Genomic DNA, 22,019 nt, shown 5'->3' with positions numbered 1-22,019 from the left:
ATGCACCCCGTTAAAAAGGGGGCGATTACCATCCCAAGAAGGCCAAAGACCTGCTGACCGAGGCCGGATATCCGAACGGTTTTGCCTTCAACCTGAACTGCCCGAATGACCGCTATGTGAACGATGAAGGCGTCTGTCAGGCCATGGCCGCAATGCTGGCACAGGCCGGGTTTGAGCCACGTCTGGTAACAGAGCCGCGCCAGATGCATTTCCAGAAAGTTGACAATCATCAAGTTGATGTCTTCATGCTGGGCTGGGCAACCCTGCCAATGCTGGACGGCTTTTCGGTTCTGTCCGCGATGTTGGCCACCAAAGAAGGCGAATACGGCACCTTCACGCCAAAAGGGTATTCCAACCCCAAGGTCGATGAGCTGACGAAAGCTGTCGCTGTCGAGATCGACGAAGAGAAACGTCTGGCGATGATGAATGAGGCGTTGATGCTGGCAAAGGCCGATATCGCCTGGCTGCCATTGCACCAGCAGCCTTTGTCCTGGGCGGCCCGCGACACGGTCGAAATCCCGCAGGCACCGGATGATCTTGTTCGTCTGTGGTATGCGCAGGTCTCTCAATAACATCATTGGGGACTGGTGATACGACACCACCGGTCCCCTTTTAATCCAACTATGGACCCAGAAAGGACTGCACATGCTCGGCTTTCTCATCCGCCGGATTATACAATCGGTCTTCGTGATGCTTGCCGTTGCCTTGATCGCCTTCATGATGTTTCGTTTCATGGGTGACCCGGTAAATTCATTGGTGGCCGAGAATGCCACGACCGAGGAACGCGACGCCGTGCGCGAACGTCTTGGCCTCGACCAGCCCATCTGGGTGCAATACGGCCGGTTTGTCGGCCGCGCAGCAACGGGGGATTTCGGCCTGTCTTGGCGCAATGCCCGGCCCGTCTCCACCCTTCTGTCCGAGCGTTTCCCCGCCACCGCTGAGCTGGTTCTGGTCGCCGCGGGCCTGTCCCTGCTTCTTGGCATTCCCCTTGGTATTCTGACCGCGCTCAAACCCAACAGTTTTTCCACACAGAGCTTGCAATTCCTTTCGCTGATCGGGATATCCCTGCCAACCTTCGTTACCGGCATTCTGTTGATCTTGGTCTTTTCTGTCTGGCTGGGGTGGTTGCCATCCTTCGGGCGGGGAACGGTGATTGATGTCGGCTGGTGGTCCACCGGCTTTCTGACCCTCTCGGGGCTCAAGGCGCTGATATTGCCGTCGTTCATGCTGTGCCTGTTCCAACTTACCCTGATCATGCGATTGGTGCGGGCCGAGATGATGGAAGTGCTGCGGACCGACTACATCAAATTTGCCAAGGCGCGCGGGCTGACGAACCGCTCTATCAATTTTCGGCACGCGCTCAAGAACACGCTGATCCCCGTGATCACCATCTTTGGCCTGCAACTGGGGGGGCTGATTGCCTTTGCGATTGTCACGGAAACCGTCTTCCAATGGCCGGGCATGGGGGCGCTGTTCATTCAGGCTGTCAGCTTTGGCGACGTGCCTGTGATGGCGGCCTATCTGGTGCTGGTCAGCCTGATCTTTGTCATCATCAACACCACCGTCGACCTGCTGTACGCTGTGCTTGATCCGCGCCTGCGTGTCGATAACGCGCAATCCGCGCATTGATCCGGGGGAAATCATGACAACCACAACCCTATCCCGCCTGTATGAAAGCGACATTGCATGGAGCTTTCGCAAATCCTGGACCGCACGGATTTCCTGCCTGATCCTTATTGCGCTGTTCGCAGCGGCCCTGTTTGCGCCCATGCTGGCAACGCAGAACCCCTATGATATTTCGCAACTCTTCTTGCTGGACAGCGAACTTCCCCCCGCATGGGTAGAGGGCGGAGACCCGCGCTATTTGCTGGGCACCGACCAACAAGCGCGCGATCTCTACTCTTCTATTCTATACGGGTTACGCCTGTCGCTGATCGTGGGCTTTGCCAGCGTGGCACTGGCGGCAGCTCTGGGCATTTCGCTTGGGCTGTTGGGCGGTTTTCTGGGCGGAATGGTCGATGGGGCCATCATGCGTGTGGCCGACATTTTGCTCAGCTTTCCGGCAATCCTTGTGGCGCTGTTGGTCAACGGGGTTGCGCGGGGTGTCTTGCCGCCCGAACAACATGCCGATGCCGCTATCTGGGTCATGATCCTTGCGATCGGCCTCACAAACTGGGTGCAATATGCCCGTACCGTGCGCGGCTCCACCATGGTTGAGCGCCAAAAGGAATATGTGCAGGCCGCGCGGATCAACGGTGTTTCCGGCTCGGGGATCATGATCCAGCATATCCTTCCCAATGTGCTTGGCCCCGTTCTGGTGATCGCCACGATAAATCTTGGCATGGCCGTTCTGACCGAGGCCACCCTGTCCTTTCTGGGGGTCGGCATGCCGGCCACACAGCCGTCGCTCGGGACATTGATCCGAATTGGCAATGAATATCTGTTTTCCGGCGTGTGGTGGGTGGTGATCTTTCCGTCCGTCGTGCTCGTCATCCTTGTTCTTGCTGTCAACCTGCTGGGCGACTGGCTGCGCGACGCGCTGAACCCGAAACTGAGGTAGACCGCCATGACCCTATTGACCGTCGAAAATCTGACCGTTTCCTTTCCCGGGCGCAGTGGCGTGGTAAACGCAATCGAAGATGTATCCCTTTCGGTTTCCCCGGGCGAGATTCTGGGCATGGTTGGGGAAAGTGGTGCCGGAAAATCGATGACCGGTGCTGCGATCATCGGCCTGATCGAACCGCCCGGCCGTATCACCAAGGGAGAGATCCGGCTGGAAGGCAGCCGCATCGACACCCTTCCGCCAGAGGCAATGCGCCGTATCCGGGGCCGCAAGATTGGGGCGATTTTTCAAGATCCGCTGACCAGCCTCAATCCTGTGCTGACCGTGGGCGAACAGCTTATCGAGACCATCCAGACCCATCTGAAACTCTCGAAGGCCGAGGCACGGACCCGTGCAATCGACTGGCTGCGCCGTGTTGGCATTCCCGCCCCCGAGGCTCGCATCGATACATATCCGCACCAGTATTCAGGCGGGATGCGTCAGCGCGTGGTCATCGCCCTCGCACTTTGCGCCGAACCCCAGCTCGTGATCGCGGATGAGCCGACGACCGCGCTTGACGTCAGCGTGCAAGCCCAGATCATCGCGCTTTTGCGCAAGCTTGCGCGGGAAACGGGTGTTGCCGTTGTGCTGGTGACCCATGATATGGGGGTCATTGCCGAAACAGCTGACCGGGTTGCCGTTATGTATTCCGGCCGGATTGTGGAAATCGGCACCGTGACAGAGGTGCTTACCGCCCCCAAACACCCCTATACCGCAGGTTTGATGGCCTCTATCCCGCGGATCGGCCCCCGGCCGGACATCCTGTCGCAGATTGACGGCGCGATGCCGCGCCCCAATGCACGTCCCGAAGGCTGCGCCTTTGGTCCGCGCTGTCCCCACCGGATGGAGATTTGTTCGCAACAGCGTCCGGAACTGTCAGGCACGAAGACCAAATCTGTTGCCTGCCACCTGACCGAAGGAGTCCCCGCATGACCGCGCCACTTCTGACTGTTTCCGGGTTAAAGAAATCCTTTGACCTGTCACAACCCTACCTCAACCGCATCCTCTCTGGCGGGGAGCGCAAATTCGTCCATGCGGTGGATGGTGTTGAATTTTCGATTGAACGCGGCACGACGCTTAGCCTTGTCGGCGAATCCGGCTGTGGTAAATCCACCGTGGCCAAACTTTTGATGGGGCTGACGCGCCCCTCGACCGGCAGCATCAATTTCGACGGGAACGAACTGTCGGGCACCACAGCGGGACAACCGCCCGCGGTGCGTCGCAGGATGCAGATGATCTTTCAAGATCCCTATGCCAGTCTGAATCCGCGCTGGCGCGTGGCGCGTATCATTGCCGAACCGATGAAAAGTTTCGGCACCCACCCCGACCCGACCGAGCGGCGCAAAGAGGTTGACCGGCTGCTGGAATTTGTCGGCCTTTCGGCGACAGATGGTGAAAAGTTTCCGCATGAATTTTCCGGTGGCCAAAGGCAGCGTATCTCTATTGCGCGGGCCATATCAACCAAGCCCGAATTTCTGGTCTGCGATGAGCCGACCTCGGCGCTGGATGTCTCGGTTCAGGCCCAAATCCTGAACCTTATGCGAGAGTTGCAGCGCGAGCTGGGGCTGACCTATCTGTTCATCAGCCATGACCTTGCTGTCGTGAACTACATATCCGACTATATCGGTGTGATGTATTTGGGCCGTTTGGTGGAACTTGCGCCGGCCGACCAGATATTTGCGAACCCACAACACCCCTATACCCGGCTGTTGCTGGAAACCGTGCCCGATATCACCATGGCACATCGCGACCTCGACCGCCCCGCGGGCGAGGTGCCAAACCCGATCACGCCGCCCAAGGGCTGCCACTTCAACCCGCGTTGCCCACTGGCGAATGATCGGTGCCGGACCGAGGTTCCTGACTTTCTGGCGCGTGGCACAGCCAATGTTCGCTGCCACGCCGTTGAAGAGGGCCGCGCCAACATTCCTCCGCTGCAAAAGGCTGTATAATGGATTTCGACTTCACCCGCCTGCCCCCGCAGGACCGCTATCGCCTGCTGACAAACTTCGTCGGGCCCCGCCCCATCGCACTTGTCACCACCCGCTCACAGGCGGGCCATGCCAATGCCGCCCCGATGAGCTTTTTCAACGTCTTCTCACAAGATCCCGCCATTGTCATTCTGGGCATCCAAAAGCGCGGTGACGGCAATGAGAAAGACACGCTGGTCAATATTCGCCGCACGCAGGAATTCTGCGTTAATATGGTGGATATGGAGATTGCGGATGCGATGATCCTATGCGGCATCAACTTTGCCCCCGATGTTGATGAACCCTCCTTCGCGGGTCTGGCGACGGCCCCCTGCCGCCAGATCGACGCCACCTATCTTGAGCGCACACCTTGCGCGATGGAATGCCGGGTGGAGCGGATTATCGACTTCCCGAACCGAGCGATTATTCTGGGCGAAGTTGTTGAAATGACGGTGCGCGACGATTGTCTTGACCCACAGGGTCGCTATGTGAACCCCGATGTGTACCAGCCCATCGCGCGGCTGCATGCCGATAGCTACATCGTCGCAGACCGCCAGTTCGAACTGCTTAAACCCGAAGGCGCAGCCGCTTTGGAGGCCGCACAGCTGACGCCGCCAAAGGAAAGCGGGAAATGATGCGTATTCATGTCATCAATCCCAATTCTACTGTGTCCATGACCGCCCAAATTGGCCGGGCAGCACAGCGCGCGGCAAGTACAGGAACCGAGATCGATCTTGTAACCGCAACCGGCACCCCCGTCTCCATCGAAGGTTATGCCGATGAGGCGCTGGCCGTTCCCGCCATGCTCGCCGCCATCCGCACCGCCGAGGCACGGGGCGCCAAGGCCCATGTCATCGCCTGTTTTGACGACCCCGGCCTTTCTGCCGCCCGAGAGGTCGCGGCAGCCCCCGTGATCGGAATATGTCAGGCAGCAGTTCAGGTCGCAGTGACACTCGCGGCACGGTTCTCGGTCATAACAACACTCCAACGCTCCGTTCCGATCATCGAGGATCTGGTCGAGAGCTATGGCGCAGGCCGCCGTTGCCGCCGTGTGCGCGCCATTGACCTGCCCGTGTTGGCGCTGGACGAAAACCCCGAAGATTCCTATGCCTTGCTTGTGGCCGAGATCCGGGCCGCACGCGATCAAGACGGGGCAGAGGCCATTGTCCTTGGCTGTGCCGGAATGGCCGAAATGTGCGAAAGGCTGACCGAAGAGACCGGCGTGCCGGTGATTGATGGTGTCACAGCAGCCGTCAGGAATGCAGAAGCCCTGATCGGCATGGGGTACCGGACATCAAAACTGGGCGGCTACGCGTGGCCGCGCGCCAAAACAGGGGGCTTCGCCCCGGAGGCCGCATGACAGATCTACTTATCCGAAACCTTCGCCCCATGGGTGCGGCCCCCACAGATATGCTGATCCGGGGCGGCCGTATTGATGCGGTCTCCTCGGGCATAGATGCCCCCGGCGTGCCGGTCGAAGATGCCAAGGGTGCCATCGCCATTCCCGGTCTGGTAGAGGCGCATACCCATCTGGACAAGACGCTGATGGGCATGGGCTGGTATGAAAACGCGGTCGGCACCGACCTGCGCGCCATGATCGACAACGAGCGCGCCGAACGTCGTCGCCTCAACCATGATCCTTTTCGCCAATCCATGCGCCACGCCTTGGCCCTTGCCGGAAATGGCATAACCCATATCCGCAGCCATGTGGATGTAGACACGGAAAACGACCTTGCCGCAATCGAGGGTGTGATACAAACCCGCGAGGCGTTGCGCGACATTGTGGAAATCGAAATCGTCGCCTTTCCGCAATCCGGCCTGATGATCCGCCCCGGCACGGCCGAATTGCTGGATCAGGCTCTGGCGCTCGGTGCCGATCTGATTGGGGGGCTGGACCCATGCAACATTGATCATGATCCCAAGGGGCATCTGGATACGATCTTCGGTCTGGCCGAGAAACACGGCAAGGGTATCGACATCCATTTGCACGAAGGCGGCACCCTTGGCGCGTTCTCGACCGAGCTGATCCTAGAGCGCACGCGGGCGCTTGGCATGAAGGGCAAGGTCGCAATCAGCCATGCCTTCTGTCTGGGGATGGAAGACTGGAACCGCGTCGAGGCGCTCCTGGCTGCCCTTGCCGATCAGGATGTGGCCATCCTGACCACCGGCGCCCCCTCAAGCGCGGTGCCTGCGGTGAAACGCGTTCTGGGGGCCGGTCTGCGTATGGGGGCCGGATGTGACGGCGTTCTGGACACCTGGAACCCCTGGAACCGTCCGGATATGTTGGACCGCGCGCGGATCGTCGCCCAAAAGAACAACATGCGATCCGATGCCGATCTGGCCGTGGCACTGGCAGTTTGTTCCACCGGCGGCGCGGCTGTGATGGACGTGGTAGGCCACGGCGTCGAGACCGGATGCAACGCCGATCTGGCGCTGATCACAGGCTTGACATTGGCCGAGGCAATCGCTGCGGGCGGTCCCGTCGCCCTGACAGTAAAAGGTGGTCGCATCACCGGCCGGAACGGAAAACCCGTAATGGAGGCCCCATAATGCTTGCTGACTTGACCCTTGGCGAACGCCCGCAAGGCCGCACCTCCCTGACCGCCCGCTGGATTGTCGGCCACCAGGATGGAAGCCACCGGCTGCTGGAAAATGGCGAGCTGGTGTTTGAAAATGACCGCATCCTTTATGTCGGCCCGCGGTTTGATGGCGAGGTGGCGCGGCGCATCGACCTTGGCAACGTCCTGATTTCTCCGGGGCTGATTGACCTTGATGCCTTGTCGGATCTTGACACCACAACGCTTGGCGTCGATTGCGGCCCGGCCTGGGCCAAGGGGCGCGTCTGGCCGCAAAGCTATGTCGACCGCGGCCCCTATGAGATGTATTCACAAGAAGAGCTTGCCTTTCAAAAGCGATTCAGCTTTGCGCAGCTTTTGTGCAACGGCATCACCTCGGCGCTTCCCATTGCCTCGCTGTTCTATCGTGAATGGGGAGAGACGGTCGCGGAATTTGACGCTGCCGCTCAAGCTGCAGGGGATCTGGGTCTGCGGGTCTGGCTTGGCCCGGCTTACCGGTCGGGCGGTATGGTTTGCACCGCGCCCGGCGTTCTGGAACCACAGTTTGACGAGCCGCGCGGACTTGCAGGCCTTGATGACGCAATTGCATTTGTCAAAGCGCAGGCCGGACGTTTTGGCGGATTGGTGCAAGGAATGCTGGCCCCTGACCGGGTAGAAACCTGCACGAAAGCCCTGCTGACCCGCACCATGGCCGCCGCGAATGATCTGGACACCCCCGTCCGCCTGCACATGGCGCAGGGCCAGATGGAACGCGACACTGTCCAGTCCCTGCACGGCACCACCTCTCCGCAATGGCTTGCCAGCTTCAACGCGCTGAACAACCGCCTGATCGCCCCGCACGCGACCTTTGCCACCGAAGAGGACCTGCACCTTTATGCCGAGCATGGCGTAACGGTCGCCCATTGCCCGCTGGTCTTTGCACGCTCTGGCGCGATGCTGCGGTCCTTTGGCAAACTGCGCGAAATGGGCATCAACATCGGCATGGGCACAGACACGGCACCACCCGACATGGTGCTGAATATGGCAGTCGGCGTGATGATGGCCCGCATGGCAGGTGACAGCCAGACCGACACCGCGCCGGAACACCTGTTCAACGCGGCGACGCTTGGCGGGGCGGCAGCGCTTGGCCGACCCGATCTTGGGCGGCTGCAAACGGATGCAAAGGCCGATATCGCAATCTTCGACATGTCTGACGCGCTAATGGCCCCGCAAGTGGACCCTATCCGCACCCTGATCCTTGGGGCAACGGGACGCGTGACAAAGGCGGTCTTTGTCGACGGGAGGCTTTCAATGCGCGACGGACAGGTGCCAACGATGGACATGCCCAAGGATCGCGTCCGCGTTCAGGCACAGTTTGACGAATTGCAAAAGAAATACCCTGAACGCACTTGGGGGCAGCCCCCCTTGAACGAGATGTTCCCACCAAGCTATCCACTGTTTCGTTGACACCTTCGGCATGAGGCCCCCCGCAGGCCCCATAATGCGATCGCGCCCGTCAAAGGTTTTTTTTAATAAGGCGTAAAGATCAAAGGTGAACTCGTCGGATTGCCCGCCGCGGCCAAAAGCGCCCTAGATGTTTCGGGATCATAATCCCACAGCGGTACATCCTGCGTGTCCGTATGGCAGGCCAACCCGTTTTGCAATCTTGCGGCTGGCGGCATGGGGGGGCATCATGGATACCCTTACGGCAGAGGCCTATTCCGACACGGACCTTGAGGTCCGCCCCTTCAGCGCCTGCAGGCTGAAACTTGTCCTTCCAGCAACGCAGGCGCTTTCCAAACCGGCAAAGATCTGTATCGACACTCTTCGCAAGCAGGCCGCTCAACATTCAGCCACGCCGATTGCTCATCGTGCAAGGCCGAGCGATTTCAGATAGGCAACCGATGGCAGGATGTTGGCCTTGTCTCGCAGTTCAAGGATTAGCCGGGGCTGGCTGTTGAATTCCGAGAGAGCCCGGAAAACCGATGGCCAGCGGATAGTACCCTCCCCGATGGCCCAGTGGCGGTCGGCATAGCCGTCAGCATCCTGCAAATGGATGTGCTGCAGGTGATTGCCAGCGCGGCGGACATAGTAATCCACGGGCGGCGCGCCATTGGTGCCATGGGCGTAATGCGCATGCCCTGTATCAATCGATACAGCCATAGCGGGCGAGTTGAAGTTATCGGCCAAGATGCAGCGGATATCCGGGTCGATATCCTCGATATTCTCGATCACCATGGTAACGCCGCAGTCTTCGGCACGTTTGACCACTGCCGCCATCGTGTCATGGCAGTTTTCAAGTAAACGGTCGTATTCCTTGCGATCCGGCGCGTTGTCCAGATTGTTAAAGCTCCATGTCGTATAGGGGCTGTGGATCACCATTTGGGTGGCACCAAGATATTCGCAAACCTCGATACCCTGAAGATGCTTGCGACGGTTCAGCGCGCGCATTTCCGAATCCGGGCTCGCGATGTTCAGCCCCCAAAATGGTCCGTGAATACCGAGACGCCCGCTATACCCGGCCAAGAGGCTACGGGTCCGGTCCGCCACAGTTTTCCAGTCACCGTTCAGAAGGTCGCAATCGATGAAATCCTGAATTTCCAGATCACGGTTTTCTTCAAGGATAAATCCTTGCAGTGTCTCAAGCGCATCATTGGGTATGGCAGCCCCCAAAAGTGGCAGGTCGGTCATGTCGAAATCCTTACTATTTTGAACGGGGAGTTATTCTGCGGCACCGATCAAGGTCGGCGCTAACAAGTCGGACAGCAACGCTTGCAGTTCGGCGGTACCGTGAACCACATAATCGGCCCCGGCCTCGCGCAAGGTTTGTGCATGGCCTGCGCGGTGTTCGGACGGGCCAACAAACCCCACAGCCAAGATGCCTGCCGCACGGGCGCAAGCAACACCGTGGATATTGTCATCGATGAAAATTGCACGCTCGGCGGTACTGTGCATCTGTGCCAGACAATGCAGGGCCAAATCCGGGGCGGGCTTGCCCTTGGAGACATGATCCGCGCTGTAGATATGTGTGCCAAACAGCGGCGCAAGCGCGGTGCGGCCAAGGCTTCCGGCCAAGCGTTTTACACTGCTGTTCGAGGCGACACAGATCCGGGTATCAAGACCGGTCAGAAGCTCTTGCATGCCGGGCATCTGCTGGACGCCTTGGGCAAACAGCAGCGACAAGCGCTGAACGGCATCGCGCAAGACCGTTTCGGCATCCAACCCCATCTGCGCGATCAAGTCCCCGGTCTGATCGTGGGAACAGCCGCAAAACAGATGCCCGGCCTCATGCGCTTTCATCGCCCGACCCGCCGCCGTGACAGCCTCGGCCAATGCCTGCGCGCCCTGTGCCTCGCTTTCGATCAAGACGCCGTCGCAGTCGAAGATCACCAGATCAAAGCCCTTCATACCATGGCCTCCGCTAATTGAATGCTCAGGGCAAGCTGCGGGTCATCGCTGGTCAGATAACCGGGGCCGCGCGCCAGCCAATGGGCGATTGAGCCCGGATCATTCACCGTCCAAACAGAAAGCCGCTCCAGCGGGAACAGGGCGGTGATACGGTCGAACTCGGCCTCGAACAGCTCTTGCTCGATGGCGATGATGCTGACCAAATCGCGCACCTGCCCGATGACGGCCTCGATCCCCCCATGCCGCGCCGCCCAATTGGCATTGACCGAGATCATGCGGTCAAACTCGGGCGCGATACGGGCAAGCAGATGCAGCACCTGAATATCGAAACTGTGCAATGTCGTGCGAGGCGCAAGCCCATAGTCGCGCAAGATGTCGACCGTCGTCTCGATCAATACCGGATCATAAAAGCCCGTCTCATCGGCCTTGAACTCCGGCATGATCCGAAGGCCCGCACAGGGGGCAATGATTTCCAGCACTTCCGAAAGTATCGGGACGCCTTCATCGATCTCTCCGTCCGGGCCGATTAAACACAGATTGTGACGGCTGGTCTTGGTAAGATAGCGCACAGGGCCATTGGCGGTTGTGGTCCGGTCCAGAGTTGCGTCATGGATGACCAGAACCGCGCCGTCGGCCCCAAGATGCAGGTCGAATTCCACAGCGCCAACCCCAAGGGCCACAGCATTGCGAAAGCCTTCCAGCGAGTTTTCAGCCCAAAGGTTGCGGGCGCCACGATGTGCAATAATCTTTGTCATTGGAGTGTCCTTCATCAACGGATTGTCGGGTCGAGCTTGTCACGCAGCCAGTCTCCAACCAGCGAGATCGACAAGGTTGTCATCATGATCACAAAGGCGGGGCCAAGCATGATCCAGGGCGCACGCGTCAGGTATTCGCGGCCAAAACCAACCATATTGCCCAAAGAGCTTTCTGGCGGCTGCACCCCGAGCCCCAAGAACGACAACCCGCTTTCCATCAGAATGATCTCGGGAAAGGTCAGCGTCATTGATACGATCAGGGTGGAGGCGACATTGGGCAGAATGTGGCGCAGATAGACACGGGCGGGCGTTGCCCCCAGTTGCACAACCGCCGAGGCATAGCCCTGCGCCCCTGCCGAGATCGCCAAGCCCATCCTTGGCAAAGCCAGCGCACCCGTAGCAGCCTCCAGCAGGCCAAGAGCTTAACGACGTTGGATAAGCATGGGAAAGCTCCTTGAACATATGCCGACACCAACGGCATCGTCGGCGCCAATCTCAAGCGTGTTATCCATCTTGCATGTGACAGCTCCGCGACAGGGATATGAACCTTTTGTCTCATGGAGCGCCGGAAACGCTTTAGCCGCGCGCCTGATCCCTGCCCCGTTACTTTGGCAGACGGGGTGCTATCCGCCTCAGGATGTCGCCAGATGCAGCCCTGGGTCGGGGCGCACGGGCAATGCTTCCCCGTCAAACATCTGGAAAACCGGTTTGTTGTTGTTCAGGTGCCGCGCAACAAGCCGCTTTTGCAATCTGTCAGGCGGAATTGGTTGGGCGGGCTTGGCCACATAAGTTATGGAGCTCAACTCTGGAAAGATTGCCAGAATTTCCTGCCGAGACGCCGATGGAACCATTTTCAACGATTCAGGGCAAATGTAGAAACTTTCCGTCGGTGCGGACTCGGCAAAGATCACCTGATGTTGATCAAACATCAGATGGATATATTCAACATCACGGATTTTTTCATCAATAGAAATGCCCGGCAATGCCGTAAGCTTTATCGCCGCGACAAGTACCGTCCTGCTGCCGAACATGCGCGCTGCAATTTTGGACGAGACCAGCATGCGGTGATGACGCGATACCCGCAGATCCCGCTTTGGCAAACCGTTTCCCAGCGCACCGGCCGCAATCCGGACAGGACGAAGATTATCCGCGCCACTTGAAGCTTTCGCCAGAACAAGACGCCGCACTCCGATCCAGCGAATGCGTTGCGGGGGGCCATCTGCCGTGCAGACCAAATCGCCAACGCTTAAAGTCTCTATCGGACGTTCCCCACGCGGTGTCAGGATCAACGTGCCCTTTGTAAAACAAGGGATCGTATTGGCATGGACATTCTCGTCGTAAATCGCAACGCCTTCGATTGTACCGTCAAAGAACCCTTGCACAATATCAGCTGTACCGTCACCGCTGACCGCCTGTGTTGCGCCGATGACTATGGGTTCGCTGTTTCCCGCCATGGTCAGTGCTTCCGTGCCTGTATCAACCACGACACCGTCCACGACAAGCTGACTGCCCGTTGGGCTCCACGTATAGATAACGGTCGTCGGCTCCCCAAGCGTGACGTTGCCACCTTTGTAGTAGAACGATTGATCCGGTACCTGATGGCGCACGGCGACGCTGCCGTCGGCCTTGATATAGATCGTAAGGTGTCCGCCACCGTCAAAACCCGACGAGTCACGCGAAAACAGCGTTTGGGCCGCGCCACTTCCCCAAGGGTCGTTCCCGGTCGAGGCAGTCTCTTGGGTAAATGTGATTGCGACCGAGCCTGTGTCCAGATCGAACCCCGGATCGTAGGGAATTTCAAAATAGTCACTGCTACCATTAAACACCCCCGAGCCAGAGCCCGAAGTCGTTGCGCCATTTTGAAAAGTCCCGTTTTGGGAGGTGCCGTCGCTGGTTTCCGAATCGGCACCAACAGATGATCCCGGAACTTCATCGAAGGTCCACAGTGCTAGTCTTGGCATATCAGCCGCTCTCCAGATCGCGCATCAAGCCGAAGCGAATGCCCCTAACCCACCTGCACGTCCTGAAATTTGTCTGCCAAAAAGGTTAATCGACGATGTAGCGCGCAGGGCAAGGTACAAACAATTTTCACTAAACTGTCAAAGATCCGCGCGTCATCGGGATCTAAGATACGTCTGTAAAAGCGGCCAGATCACGAAGGCGGGCAACCGCTCAGGTCTTTGCGCGCATTTGCCAGTGGCCATGAACACCATACTTCTTGGAAAACTCCGCCATCGCTATCTCCTCGCGGATTGCTTCAAGCGCAACCTTGGCTTGGAAATCGGGCGGATGGTTCTTTCGTTTCGTCATTTGGGATCACTTCTTTCACAAGTTGATCCACTTTAACTACTGGTCCGAAACCTTGCGACCACCTCTGTATTGACGCGTCGACCGTCAAGTCGCCCCGGAAACGGGCGAGATGTGACCTTATAGGAGCCTGACTGTCGGCGCACCATCACAGTCCTGTCCCCTCGGATCGATGTCTGGGCATTCTTAGCAAGAGGGCAACATGAAGAGCATACATCCGGTTATAATCGGCATCGATACGCATAGGGCAACACATGTGGCTGTTGCGATTGATACACAAGGCACCCGTTTGGCGGCCCTGTCCATCCCGACCAATCCGAAGGGATATATGGAATTGGAACGTTGGTCGCGATCTCTTGGGAAAGTTCTGGGATTCGAAATCGAAGGGACTGTTTCATTTGATGCTGGCCTTTCCCGGTCTTTGTTGGCTCAAGGCTACAATGTCATTGAGGTCACGCGACCAAATCTACAGGTGTGATACACGCAAGGTAAAACAGACAGTTTGGATGCGGAAGGTGCCGCACGATCCGTTCTATCTGGGAAAGCAACAGCACGACCTAAAACACAAACAGGGTCGTCAGAAATGATCAGGCATCTGAAGATTGCACGCGATACAGCTGTCAAATTACGCTCGCAGGCGATGGTGACTTTGAAGACGTTGATCATCAATGCACCTGTCGAACTGCGCGAGGCCGTTGATGGAAATCGAGGAAAAGTTGCTCTACTCAGGCATATCGGGCCTTTCGACCTGGCAATATCGACAATCCATCAGCCTCTGCAAAAGCGGCCATGCGTGCATTGGCACGTCGTTGGCTATGGCTTCATGAGGAGATTATTGGACACGATAAAGAACTGGAACGCCTTGTCACCGAACGCGCACCAGAATTGATGGCATCCCACGGGATAGCAACACTGACAATCGCGGAGATGATGATCCTTGTTGGCGAGGATCCAACGCGCATCCATTCAGAAGCTGCATTCGCAAAGCTATGCGGCGTTTGTCCAATTCCGGCAACAAGTGGCAAGACACACCGCTTTCGATTGAACCGAGGCGGCAATCGACAAGCTAACGCTGCCCTTTACCGCGTTGCTATCGTCAGAATGCGAAGCCACGAACCGACACTTGCATATGTCAAGAAACGCACGAAAGACGGCAAGAGCAAAAGCGAGATTATTCGTCGCCTAGCCGAGGGCATCAACGCAAGGCTGCGGCTGGTGCATTATTGTGGCGGCCATTGCGCGTAATAGTATAGTAACAGTCTTATCTGAGGGTAAAGCCGAATGGGTGGTAAGTAAGGAATGGACAAAGCGTTTATCAAGGGGCTGCGTTTACTTGAGACTCTTGCACTCAGCGATCAGTCGCGCGGGGTCAGTAATCTGGCGTCCGAACTGGGGCTTACCAAAAGCAACGTGCATAGATTACTGCAAACGCTGCAATCCCAAGGCTATGTCCGCCAAGTGCCGAACAACAGCACCTATGAACTAACGACAAAAATATGGGAGCTGGGCCGTTTTGTTATTGGCAGGATGGATTTGATTAAAGTGGCGCACCCGGCAATGATGTTATTGGCCGAACAAACAGGCGAAACGGTCCATCTCTCGATCTTGGAGGATGTTGATGTGATCTATGTCGATAAAATAGAAAGTTTGCATCACATTCGGGCGCATACAAGTATTGGTTCACGCGCGCCCGCATTCACTGTGGCCACAGGCAAAGCGATGTTAAGCCACATGCCGGATGAATATCTTGAGCGGTTTCGCCCGCATATGCGGCGCTATACTGACACCACGCGAACCACGATTAAAGAACTACGTGAGGATATCCGAGTCGCCAAGTTGCAGGGATATGCCGAAGTCTTACGGGGGGAATGGCGCGAGGGGATTGCAGCCTGTTCCTGCGCCATTCTGGGGCGGTCAGGCGAGGTGGTCGGAGCAATCGGGATGTCTGGGCCAGATTCGCGCATCAAACGAAAGCAATTGAAAATAATAGCGCCTCAAGTAGTCGAGGCAGCGCGATCAATTTCAGCGACACTGGGTTATGCCCATGGTGCCTGATTGGATAGCTGGGTGGAGTCAAGCAAACGGTTGTGTCTCGAAACTGGTGGAAACTCTCCTGAAGACCTTATCCGCGCAATTACCGTTGCACTGCTTATCGCGCATTTGCTTAGACGTTGGCGGCACTGGGGCGCGTGCTGTCCGCATGGTGTTGGAGCATCCGGGCTCCTATGAAACGCAATCCGCTGCGGTAGCCCCGAAGATTGGCTGCATCCCGGAGACATTGCGGGTCTGGATTCGGCAGTCAGGGCATGACAGCGGCACGCGAGATGGTGTGAGCAGTGCTGAACGCGATCGGATCAAAGAGTTGGAGCGGGAAATGCGCCAGTTTCGGCAGGCGAATGAGATCTTGCGTAAGGGTCAGCGTATTTTGATCAGGATTTCGTTGGCTTGGCGCAGTTCTCGGACCTCGCGTTCCATGGCTTCAAACTGGGCGCGCCCATCGGAAGTCTGGCCTTCTTTGCGCCCGCTATCGATGTCGGATTGTTTGACCCAACGCCGCAGCGTGTCTCTGCCACAACCAATCTTTGGCGCAACGGCCATGATTGCTGCAGCGCGCACCACGGTCGAAAGTCGGTTTGCTCTGTTACTTTTTCTCATGGGCTCCATCCATACTTACTTTGGAGCCTCCGGAAAACTGGGGGCGGTTCAAACTGCTCCTTGCCCCTCCTTCGCTCCGACGTCCTCGCGGCCCTGACGACTTATACCGCCGTGGCCGGAGCCTTGTAGACACCACCGCGGGCCCTCAAGGCCCAAACGATCCGTGCCATTTTGTTTGCCAGCGCCACCCGCACCAGCATCGGTGGCTTACGTGTCAGCATCCCGCCCAACCACGTGCCGGGCTTAGCGGCAGCATGGACATGTCGTTTGATGATGACGCTGTTGGCGCCAATGATCAGCAAGCGTCGCAAGGAGCGCTCGCCCATCTTTGTTGTCGCCCCGAGCATCTGTTTGCCGCCGGTCGAATGCTGTCGTGGGACCAGGCCCAGCGTCGCGCCAGAGGCGTGCTTTCAGCACGACGCAGCAAAATCGCGGGCCTTGCGGAAGGTCTCGGGCGGTGGGGCTAGGACCGCAATGACCGTGGCGATCCACGGACCGATACCCAGAACCGTCATCAGCCGCCACGCCCTGAGGCACGATCTGGCCGAATTCGGTCAGATGACCACGCAGAGCATTGATCGCTTGGGTGCGCTGCCGGATCAGCAATTCGCTAACACGAAAGATCATCGCCGCTCCCTGTGTGTCTTCGCTCTTCACCGGATCAAAACGCCCTATCGGCGATGCAAGCATCGCCTGCCGGGTAACACATGGTGGGGCGGATCGCAGCTTCACAGATCGCCTCAGCATCTGCCGCATCGTTCGGCGGGAAAAAGATTCACTGGATCTTTTTCTTTTCCGCCTCACTCTGGCGCTTGACGAAGGGCTTGACGTAAGCAGGCGGGATCAGCCGGACGTCATGGCCCAGCTTGCCAATCTCGCGGCCCCCAAAGTGGGCTCCGCCGCAAGCTTCCATGGCCACGACACAAGGGGGCAGCTTGCTGAAAAATCCAGCACCTGCGCCCGCCGCAGCTTCTTACGCAGCACCGCGTGACCAGCGCCATCCGCTCCATGAACCTGAAACACATTCTTTGCCAGCCTATCGGCGATTGCTGCGCATTCGCCTGTCGGCCAACGGATCGAGCCCGACCGTGATAATCTCCGACATGACCCCTCCCCTTTGTGAATCCTAAGAGACCCACCTTAGCACACAGATGCCGTCGCGGGGCGGTTACATCATCAAAGCCCAGACACCCAATTAGAGAAACGGATATTCTGGTTCACTACCATATTGGGAAATATTGCATAGGCTTGGAACACCATGCCAAAGCCCCATTTATGAGTCGGCGCATGACCAATGGCCTTGCCGACAATCAAAACTTCGCCGCTGTCTATCGATTGAAACCCTGCCAGAAATTTCAATAAGGTGGCTTTGCCACTGCCCGAAGAACCAAGCAGCGTCACGAATTCGCCGGGCCTAATGTCCAAATTTATGCATTCAGCAGTACAAACGCGCCATAATTTTTAACGACATTACTCATAGAGACTCTCGACCCGTTTTACCGGCCTGCCCAACACCCTGTCGCGTCGCTATCACAGCTTTGGACGCGGACCCATGCTCTCTCATACTATCCTTTATTGCGCCCCCAATCGCTCCACATTACGGAACGCAATTCCGTCATGTTTCCTCCATAAATTTCGGTCGTCAATACCTTCATCAAGTGACGCCGGCATCAAGTGACGCCGGCCGGAAGAAAGAACAATAGCCTTGCCAGCATCACATGTGGATTGACACGTCACTTAAACTCAACATATCCTGATATACAGAATGATGTTCTACAATACAGAACACTGTTAAAATTATCGGCAAGTGCCTGCAGGGGAGTGGTAAGCAAAATGGCTAACGACATTCATGAAATGGTGCGGCGCATTCAGCCCGCAATGCGCATCGCACTGCCGGTCGATTATGCGGGCGTCTCGATGGCCATGACCCGCCCGATGATTGACCATGCCGCAGGCGATCTGGATCTGGTCTGCGTGCCAACGGGCGGTCTACAGGTTGATCAGTTAATCGGCGCGGGCCTTGTGCGCTCTGTCGAAACCAGTGCAATCACCTTGGGTGAGGCAGGTGGTGCGCCGCGCTTCAACCAAGCCGTAAAAAATGGCGAAATACGCCTACGGGATGCGACATGCCCCGCGATTCATGCCGGTCTTTTGGCCGCCCAAAAAGGCAGCCCATTTGTACCAATGCGCGGCCTCATTGGAAGCGATATTCTTCGCAACCGTGAGGATTGGCTGGTTATCGACAATCCATTCGCCGACGCCAAAGACCCGATCGTTTTGATTCCGGCAATCCGACCTGATATCGCGATTTTTCACGCACCTATGGCTGACCGATTTGGTAATGTCTGGATTGGGCGGCGGCGCGAACTGGCTGCAATGGCCTACGCCTCGACCGAGACGCTTGTGACAGTCGAGCGTATTATTGAGACGAACCTTTTAACGGATGAGACAACAGCGGCGGGAACACTTCCCGCGCTGTATGTAACAGACATTGCGCTCGCCCCGCGCGGCGCTTGGCCTTATGGACTGTGGGGTGAGTATGACGCCGATGTGGCTGAGTTGAAGCACTATGCAAGCGCCGCCCGCAGTCAGGAAGGATTTGCCGAATACATGGCCGCACAAGTAGAGGCTGCAACATGATCCCTGCCCCCCTCCCTCGTGAAATCCTGATGTTCACCATTGCCCAACTCTTGGACGGTGTGCGCCATGTGGCTGTCGGGGCATCCTCGCCGATCCCCGCAGCGGGATCCATGCTACGCCGCGCCCTAGATGAAGGGAAACGGAAAGTTAGGCTGTCCATACTGGGTTCAGTCGAGCACAATTTTTTCACCAACGGGTCGACGGAACTTTTCGACTCCGCGGGTCAAGGACGGCTAGATGCCTTTTTCCTTGGCGGCGGGCAGATCGACAAGCATGCGAACATCAACTTGGTCGGAGTTGGCGAATATCCGCAAAGCACTGTGCGTTGGCCTGGTTCCTTCGGGTCGGCCTATCTCTATTTCACTGTTCCACGCGTCATTTTGTTCCGCGAAGAACACACGCCCCGTGTCTTTGTCGATGAAGTCGACTTCATTTCCGCCCCCGGAATTAGCCCACCGGAGGTCTATCGCCCCGGCGGTCCAGTCGCGTTGCTTACCAGCAAGGCTATGTTCAGCTTTGACAAGGCCAAGCCGGGCTTCAAACTGGAAAGCATTCATCCAGGTCAAGATCTACGAGATCTGATTGCGGCAACCGGATTTGACTTCGATCATCAAGACCAGCCTTCTGTTACCCCTGCCCCCGACACAGCCACATTGGCACTGCTGCGTGGCCGCGTCATGGACGAACTGAAAGAAACATATCCCGCCTTTGCCGAAAGCTGGCAGAGCGATTTGGCGGATCAATACTAGATGCAGATTGCGCATTTATCCTGAACAAAGGAATCCTTTATGTTGCAACCCGGCTCTCTTGCAAACCTCAAGGTTATCGACGCCAGCCGCGTGCTTGGCGGCCCCTATGCTGGCCAAATATTGGCAGATCATGGCGCTGACGTCATCAAAGTGGAACCACCTGCCGGAGATGAAACCCGCGGTTGGGGGCCGCCTTTTCTGGATGACGCGGCGAGCTACTTTTTGGGCTTGAACCGCAACAAACGCGGCATTGCCGTCGACTTTTCGAAAGAGGCCGGGCGAGAGCTTTTGCTTGAATTGCTTACCGGGGCAGATGTTTTTCTTGAAAACTTCAAAACTGGCACATTGGAGCGTTGGGGGCTTGGGTATGACGAGCTTTCAAAGCGGTTTCCGAAACTGATCCATGCCCGCGTTTCGGGTTTTGGTGCGGATGGTCCAATGGGTGGGATGCCCGGCTATGATGCCGCCATTCAAGCCGTCTGTGGCATCATGAGCGTGAATGGCGAACAGGGCGGCCAACCGCTTCGCGTTGGGTTGCCAGTGGTTGATATGGTGACGGGGTTGAATGTGACCATTGGCATTTTGATGGCCCTCAATGAACGTGCGCAAAGTGGCGAGGGTCAGTTTGTAGAAGCTAGCCTATATGATTGTGGCGTGTCGCTACTTCATCCGCATCTTCCAAACTATTACCTTTCGGGCAAGGTGGCAGCGCCATCTGGCAATGCCCATCCGAATATCTGCCCTTATGATACCTTTGCGACCAGAACCGATCCGATTTTTCTGGCGGTTGGCAATCATCGCCAATTTACGACTCTGTGCAAATTGATTGGCCGTCCGGACCTGCCCGACGACCAACGCTTCATCTCTAACGGCCAACGTAACATTAACCGAGATGCTTTGAAGGTTGAATTAGAGGCCGCCTTGGCCGCGTTCGACTGTAGCGAATTGGCTGACCTATTGATCAAAGCCGGTGTCCCATGTGGTGCGGTACGCAGCCTTGACCAAGTGGTGGCCGATCCACACACGGTTCACCGCGAAATGGTCGTCGACATTGGCGAGTATCGTGGCACGGGTAGCCCAATCAAGCTATCCCGCACACCGGCGAGCTACCGCCGCGCGCCACCACAGTTTGCGCAACACACCACGGAAGTTTTGAGTGAGCACTCTCTTGGCACGGAACAATACCGCGATGTGCTGCCTGGCCTTTCACCCAACACACCTAACAAACGCGCTTGAGGTAGTGTGAATGAACACCCAAATCAAATCACTTTCCGTTGGCATCATCGGTGACGGCTTTATGAAACCTGCTTTTTTTGAGGGCGCTCTGCGCAAGCGCCTTCCCAATCAGGCGCTGGAATTCAGCCAAATGGAACGCGATTGGTCAATGAAGGTGAAATCGACGAAAGATGACAGCAGCTTACCAATCGGCGAATTTTTCGGGCATGAACAAGTGCGATTGCACCCCGCGGACGCCAAGTCGCGCAGCGTGGCGGACGGTCAAACTGTTCATCTTTGGAACGCGCAGGGCGTTTGTCTAGCAACAGCTTGGGTTACAGACACGGTTGCGCAAGGCGTAGCGATCTTACAAACTGGCACTTGGTTGACGCCCATAGGCAACAGCGTGCTGGACACTTCGGAAAAACCGAATGTCCTCATCTTGGACATCGCCACCTCGGCCTTGGTTCATGGCTGTTCGGCCCATACCTGCCTTGTGCATATAGAGCCCTATAGCGGTGAGGTGCTAGATCCGATCCAATCCTATCAAGCGAAACTGGCAGAGATACTGCCCCTCGAAAAAGGACTTTAACCATGGCCACCCCCGCAATCAGCCGCTTTCAGATACCCAAAATAGAGGACATGCCCGAGGACATTCGGGACCGCATTCTGGCTGTTCAGGAAAAGTCTGGATTTATCCCAAATGTGTTTTTGACCTTGGCGCACCGGCCTGATGAATTTCGTGCCTTTTTTGCCTATCACGACGCGCTGATGGACAAGCCCGGCAATCTGACCAAAGCAGAGCGAGAAATGATCGTAGTCGCCACGTCGAACATCAATCAATGCCAATATTGTGTTGTCGCACATGGGGCCATTCTGCGCATCCGCGCCAAAAATCCACAAATTGCCGATCAAGTGGCCATTAACTATCGCAAAGCCGATATCACGCCCCGGCAAATCGCGATGATTGACTTTGGGATGAAGGTATCCACCCGCGCTTATGAAGTGCATGACGCCGACATGGCCGAGTTGAAATCACACGGCTTTAATGAAGATGACATCTGGGATATTGCTGCTATTTCCGCGTTCTTTGGCATGTCAAACCGGTTGGCAAATGTCACGAGCATGCGTCCAAACGACGAGTTCTATGGGATGGGGCGATAATC

The 22,019-nt window shown here is 57.1% G+C and carries 24 protein-coding genes and 3 pseudogenes; 18 read left to right on the top strand and 9 right to left on the bottom strand.

The window, feature by feature from the left end; all coding sequences use genetic code 11:
• The first annotated feature begins 50 nt into the window (after window positions 1-50).
• The 9 genes from EOK75_RS01370 to EOK75_RS01330 all read left to right on the top strand — a co-directional run bounded on the left by EOK75_RS01370 (window position 51) and on the right by EOK75_RS01330 (window position 8,591).
• Entirely contained in the window at window positions 51-572 is a 522-nt protein-coding gene (locus EOK75_RS01370; protein ID WP_137192254.1) for a periplasmic substrate-binding domain-containing protein, read from the top strand.
• Window positions 573-645: 73 nt separating this feature from the next.
• Window positions 646-1,629, top strand: a complete 984-nt coding sequence (locus EOK75_RS01365; protein ID WP_137192253.1) for an ABC transporter permease — start codon at window positions 646-648, stop codon at window positions 1,627-1,629.
• Between the two features lie 13 nt (window positions 1,630-1,642).
• A complete protein-coding gene (locus tag EOK75_RS01360; RefSeq protein WP_137192252.1) occupies window positions 1,643-2,560 on the top strand; it encodes an ABC transporter permease in 918 nt (305 codons plus the stop codon).
• A 6-nt stretch (window positions 2,561-2,566) separates the two neighbouring features.
• Window positions 2,567-3,535 carry an ABC transporter ATP-binding protein gene (locus tag EOK75_RS01355; RefSeq protein ID WP_137192251.1) on the top strand — a complete coding sequence of 323 codons (969 nt, stop codon included), beginning with the start codon at window positions 2,567-2,569 and terminating at the stop codon, window positions 3,533-3,535.
• Entirely contained in the window at window positions 3,532-4,551 is a 1,020-nt protein-coding gene (locus tag EOK75_RS01350; protein ID WP_137192250.1) for an ABC transporter ATP-binding protein, read from the top strand. The genes EOK75_RS01355 and EOK75_RS01350 overlap by 4 nt, the downstream gene beginning before the upstream one ends.
• Entirely contained in the window at window positions 4,551-5,204 is a 654-nt protein-coding gene (locus tag EOK75_RS01345) for a flavin reductase family protein (protein ID WP_137192249.1), read from the top strand. The genes EOK75_RS01350 and EOK75_RS01345 overlap by 1 nt, the downstream gene beginning before the upstream one ends.
• Window positions 5,201-5,929, top strand: coding sequence for an aspartate/glutamate racemase family protein (locus EOK75_RS01340; protein ID WP_338053342.1), 729 nt, complete (start codon window positions 5,201-5,203; stop codon window positions 5,927-5,929). Before EOK75_RS01345 ends, EOK75_RS01340 begins: the two co-directional genes overlap by 4 nt.
• Complete coding sequence (locus EOK75_RS01335) at window positions 5,926-7,119, top strand: amidohydrolase family protein (protein ID WP_137192248.1); 1,194 nt, start codon at window positions 5,926-5,928, stop codon at window positions 7,117-7,119. Before EOK75_RS01340 ends, EOK75_RS01335 begins: the two co-directional genes overlap by 4 nt.
• A complete protein-coding gene (locus tag EOK75_RS01330; protein WP_137192247.1) occupies window positions 7,119-8,591 on the top strand; it encodes an amidohydrolase family protein in 1,473 nt (490 codons plus the stop codon). Before EOK75_RS01335 ends, EOK75_RS01330 begins: the two co-directional genes overlap by 1 nt.
• A 399-nt stretch (window positions 8,592-8,990) precedes the next feature.
• Here EOK75_RS01330 and EOK75_RS01325 read toward each other — a convergent pair whose 3' ends face one another.
• The 6 genes from EOK75_RS01325 to EOK75_RS20660 form a co-directional block, all read right to left on the bottom strand.
• On the bottom strand, window positions 8,991-9,815 hold the full coding sequence (locus tag EOK75_RS01325) for a sugar phosphate isomerase/epimerase family protein (protein WP_137192246.1): 825 nt from the start codon (window positions 9,813-9,815) through the stop codon (window positions 8,991-8,993).
• 30 nt (window positions 9,816-9,845) lie between these two features.
• A complete protein-coding gene (locus tag EOK75_RS01320) occupies window positions 9,846-10,532 on the bottom strand; it encodes an HAD-IA family hydrolase (protein ID WP_137192245.1) in 687 nt (228 codons plus the stop codon).
• Window positions 10,529-11,287 (bottom strand): glycerophosphodiester phosphodiesterase family protein, encoded by a 759-nt coding sequence (locus EOK75_RS01315; RefSeq protein ID WP_137192244.1) that lies wholly within the window; start codon window positions 11,285-11,287, stop codon window positions 10,529-10,531. The genes EOK75_RS01320 and EOK75_RS01315 overlap by 4 nt, the downstream gene beginning before the upstream one ends.
• Before the next feature lie 14 nt (window positions 11,288-11,301).
• Complete coding sequence (locus EOK75_RS01310; RefSeq protein ID WP_240793992.1) at window positions 11,302-11,655, bottom strand: ABC transporter permease; 354 nt, start codon at window positions 11,653-11,655, stop codon at window positions 11,302-11,304.
• A 264-nt stretch (window positions 11,656-11,919) separates the two neighbouring features.
• A complete protein-coding gene (locus tag EOK75_RS01305; protein ID WP_137192243.1) occupies window positions 11,920-13,248 on the bottom strand; it encodes a Hint domain-containing protein in 1,329 nt (442 codons plus the stop codon).
• 211 nt (window positions 13,249-13,459) lie between these two features.
• On the bottom strand, window positions 13,460-13,597 hold the full coding sequence (locus EOK75_RS20660) for a hypothetical protein (RefSeq protein WP_168199109.1): 138 nt from the start codon (window positions 13,595-13,597) through the stop codon (window positions 13,460-13,462).
• A gap of 199 nt (window positions 13,598-13,796) precedes the next feature.
• On the opposite strand from EOK75_RS20660, the gene EOK75_RS21165 reads away from it, so the two are divergent.
• The 4 genes and pseudogenes from EOK75_RS21165 to EOK75_RS01290 all read left to right on the top strand — a co-directional run.
• Window positions 13,797-14,072, top strand: coding sequence for an IS110 family transposase (locus EOK75_RS21165; RefSeq protein ID WP_240793991.1), 276 nt, complete (start codon window positions 13,797-13,799; stop codon window positions 14,070-14,072).
• A gap of 311 nt (window positions 14,073-14,383) precedes the next feature.
• Window positions 14,384-14,839, top strand: a complete 456-nt coding sequence (locus tag EOK75_RS21160; RefSeq protein ID WP_240793990.1) for a transposase — start codon at window positions 14,384-14,386, stop codon at window positions 14,837-14,839.
• A gap of 54 nt (window positions 14,840-14,893) precedes the next feature.
• A complete protein-coding gene (locus EOK75_RS01295) occupies window positions 14,894-15,649 on the top strand; it encodes an IclR family transcriptional regulator (RefSeq protein WP_137192242.1) in 756 nt (251 codons plus the stop codon).
• Between the two features lie 145 nt (window positions 15,650-15,794).
• A pseudogene (locus tag EOK75_RS01290) lies at window positions 15,795-16,007 on the top strand (IS3 family transposase); the annotation flags it as partial.
• A gap of 11 nt (window positions 16,008-16,018) precedes the next feature.
• Here EOK75_RS01290 and EOK75_RS20655 read toward each other — a convergent pair.
• From EOK75_RS20655 to EOK75_RS01280, 3 genes and pseudogenes are all read right to left on the bottom strand, one after another.
• Window positions 16,019-16,201 (bottom strand): annotated as a pseudogene (locus EOK75_RS20655) (transposase); the annotation flags it as partial.
• Window positions 16,202-16,350: 149 nt separating this feature from the next.
• Window positions 16,351-17,296 (bottom strand): annotated as a pseudogene (locus tag EOK75_RS01285) (IS110 family transposase).
• Between the two features lie 129 nt (window positions 17,297-17,425).
• A complete protein-coding gene (locus tag EOK75_RS01280) occupies window positions 17,426-17,650 on the bottom strand; it encodes an ATP-binding cassette domain-containing protein (RefSeq protein WP_240793989.1) in 225 nt (74 codons plus the stop codon).
• 432 nt (window positions 17,651-18,082) lie between these two features.
• Between EOK75_RS01280 and EOK75_RS01275 the strand changes: the two genes are divergently transcribed.
• From EOK75_RS01275 to EOK75_RS01255, 5 genes are all read left to right on the top strand, one after another.
• Entirely contained in the window at window positions 18,083-18,889 is an 807-nt protein-coding gene (locus tag EOK75_RS01275) for a CoA transferase subunit A (RefSeq protein ID WP_137192240.1), read from the top strand.
• A gap of 110 nt (window positions 18,890-18,999) precedes the next feature.
• Window positions 19,000-19,638 (top strand): CoA-transferase, encoded by a 639-nt coding sequence (locus EOK75_RS01270; RefSeq protein WP_240793988.1) that lies wholly within the window; start codon window positions 19,000-19,002, stop codon window positions 19,636-19,638.
• Window positions 19,639-19,677: 39 nt separating this feature from the next.
• On the top strand, window positions 19,678-20,874 hold the full coding sequence (locus EOK75_RS01265; RefSeq protein WP_137192238.1) for a CaiB/BaiF CoA transferase family protein: 1,197 nt from the start codon (window positions 19,678-19,680) through the stop codon (window positions 20,872-20,874).
• 10 nt (window positions 20,875-20,884) lie between these two features.
• Window positions 20,885-21,445 carry a molybdopterin dinucleotide binding domain-containing protein gene (locus tag EOK75_RS01260; RefSeq protein WP_137192237.1) on the top strand — a complete coding sequence of 187 codons (561 nt, stop codon included), beginning with the start codon at window positions 20,885-20,887 and terminating at the stop codon, window positions 21,443-21,445.
• A gap of 2 nt (window positions 21,446-21,447) precedes the next feature.
• The gene (locus EOK75_RS01255) at window positions 21,448-22,017 is read left to right on the top strand and encodes a peroxidase-related enzyme (RefSeq protein WP_137192236.1); all 570 of its coding nucleotides are present in this window, start codon (window positions 21,448-21,450) and stop codon (window positions 22,015-22,017) included.
• Window positions 22,018-22,019 lie beyond the last annotated feature (2 nt).

The organism is Pseudorhodobacter turbinis (assembly GCF_005234135.1).
GTDB lineage: Bacteria > Pseudomonadota > Alphaproteobacteria > Rhodobacterales > Rhodobacteraceae > Pseudorhodobacter > Pseudorhodobacter turbinis.
Note: the sequence above shows the minus strand (reverse complement) of the source record. Positions and strands in the feature narration are given on the sequence as shown.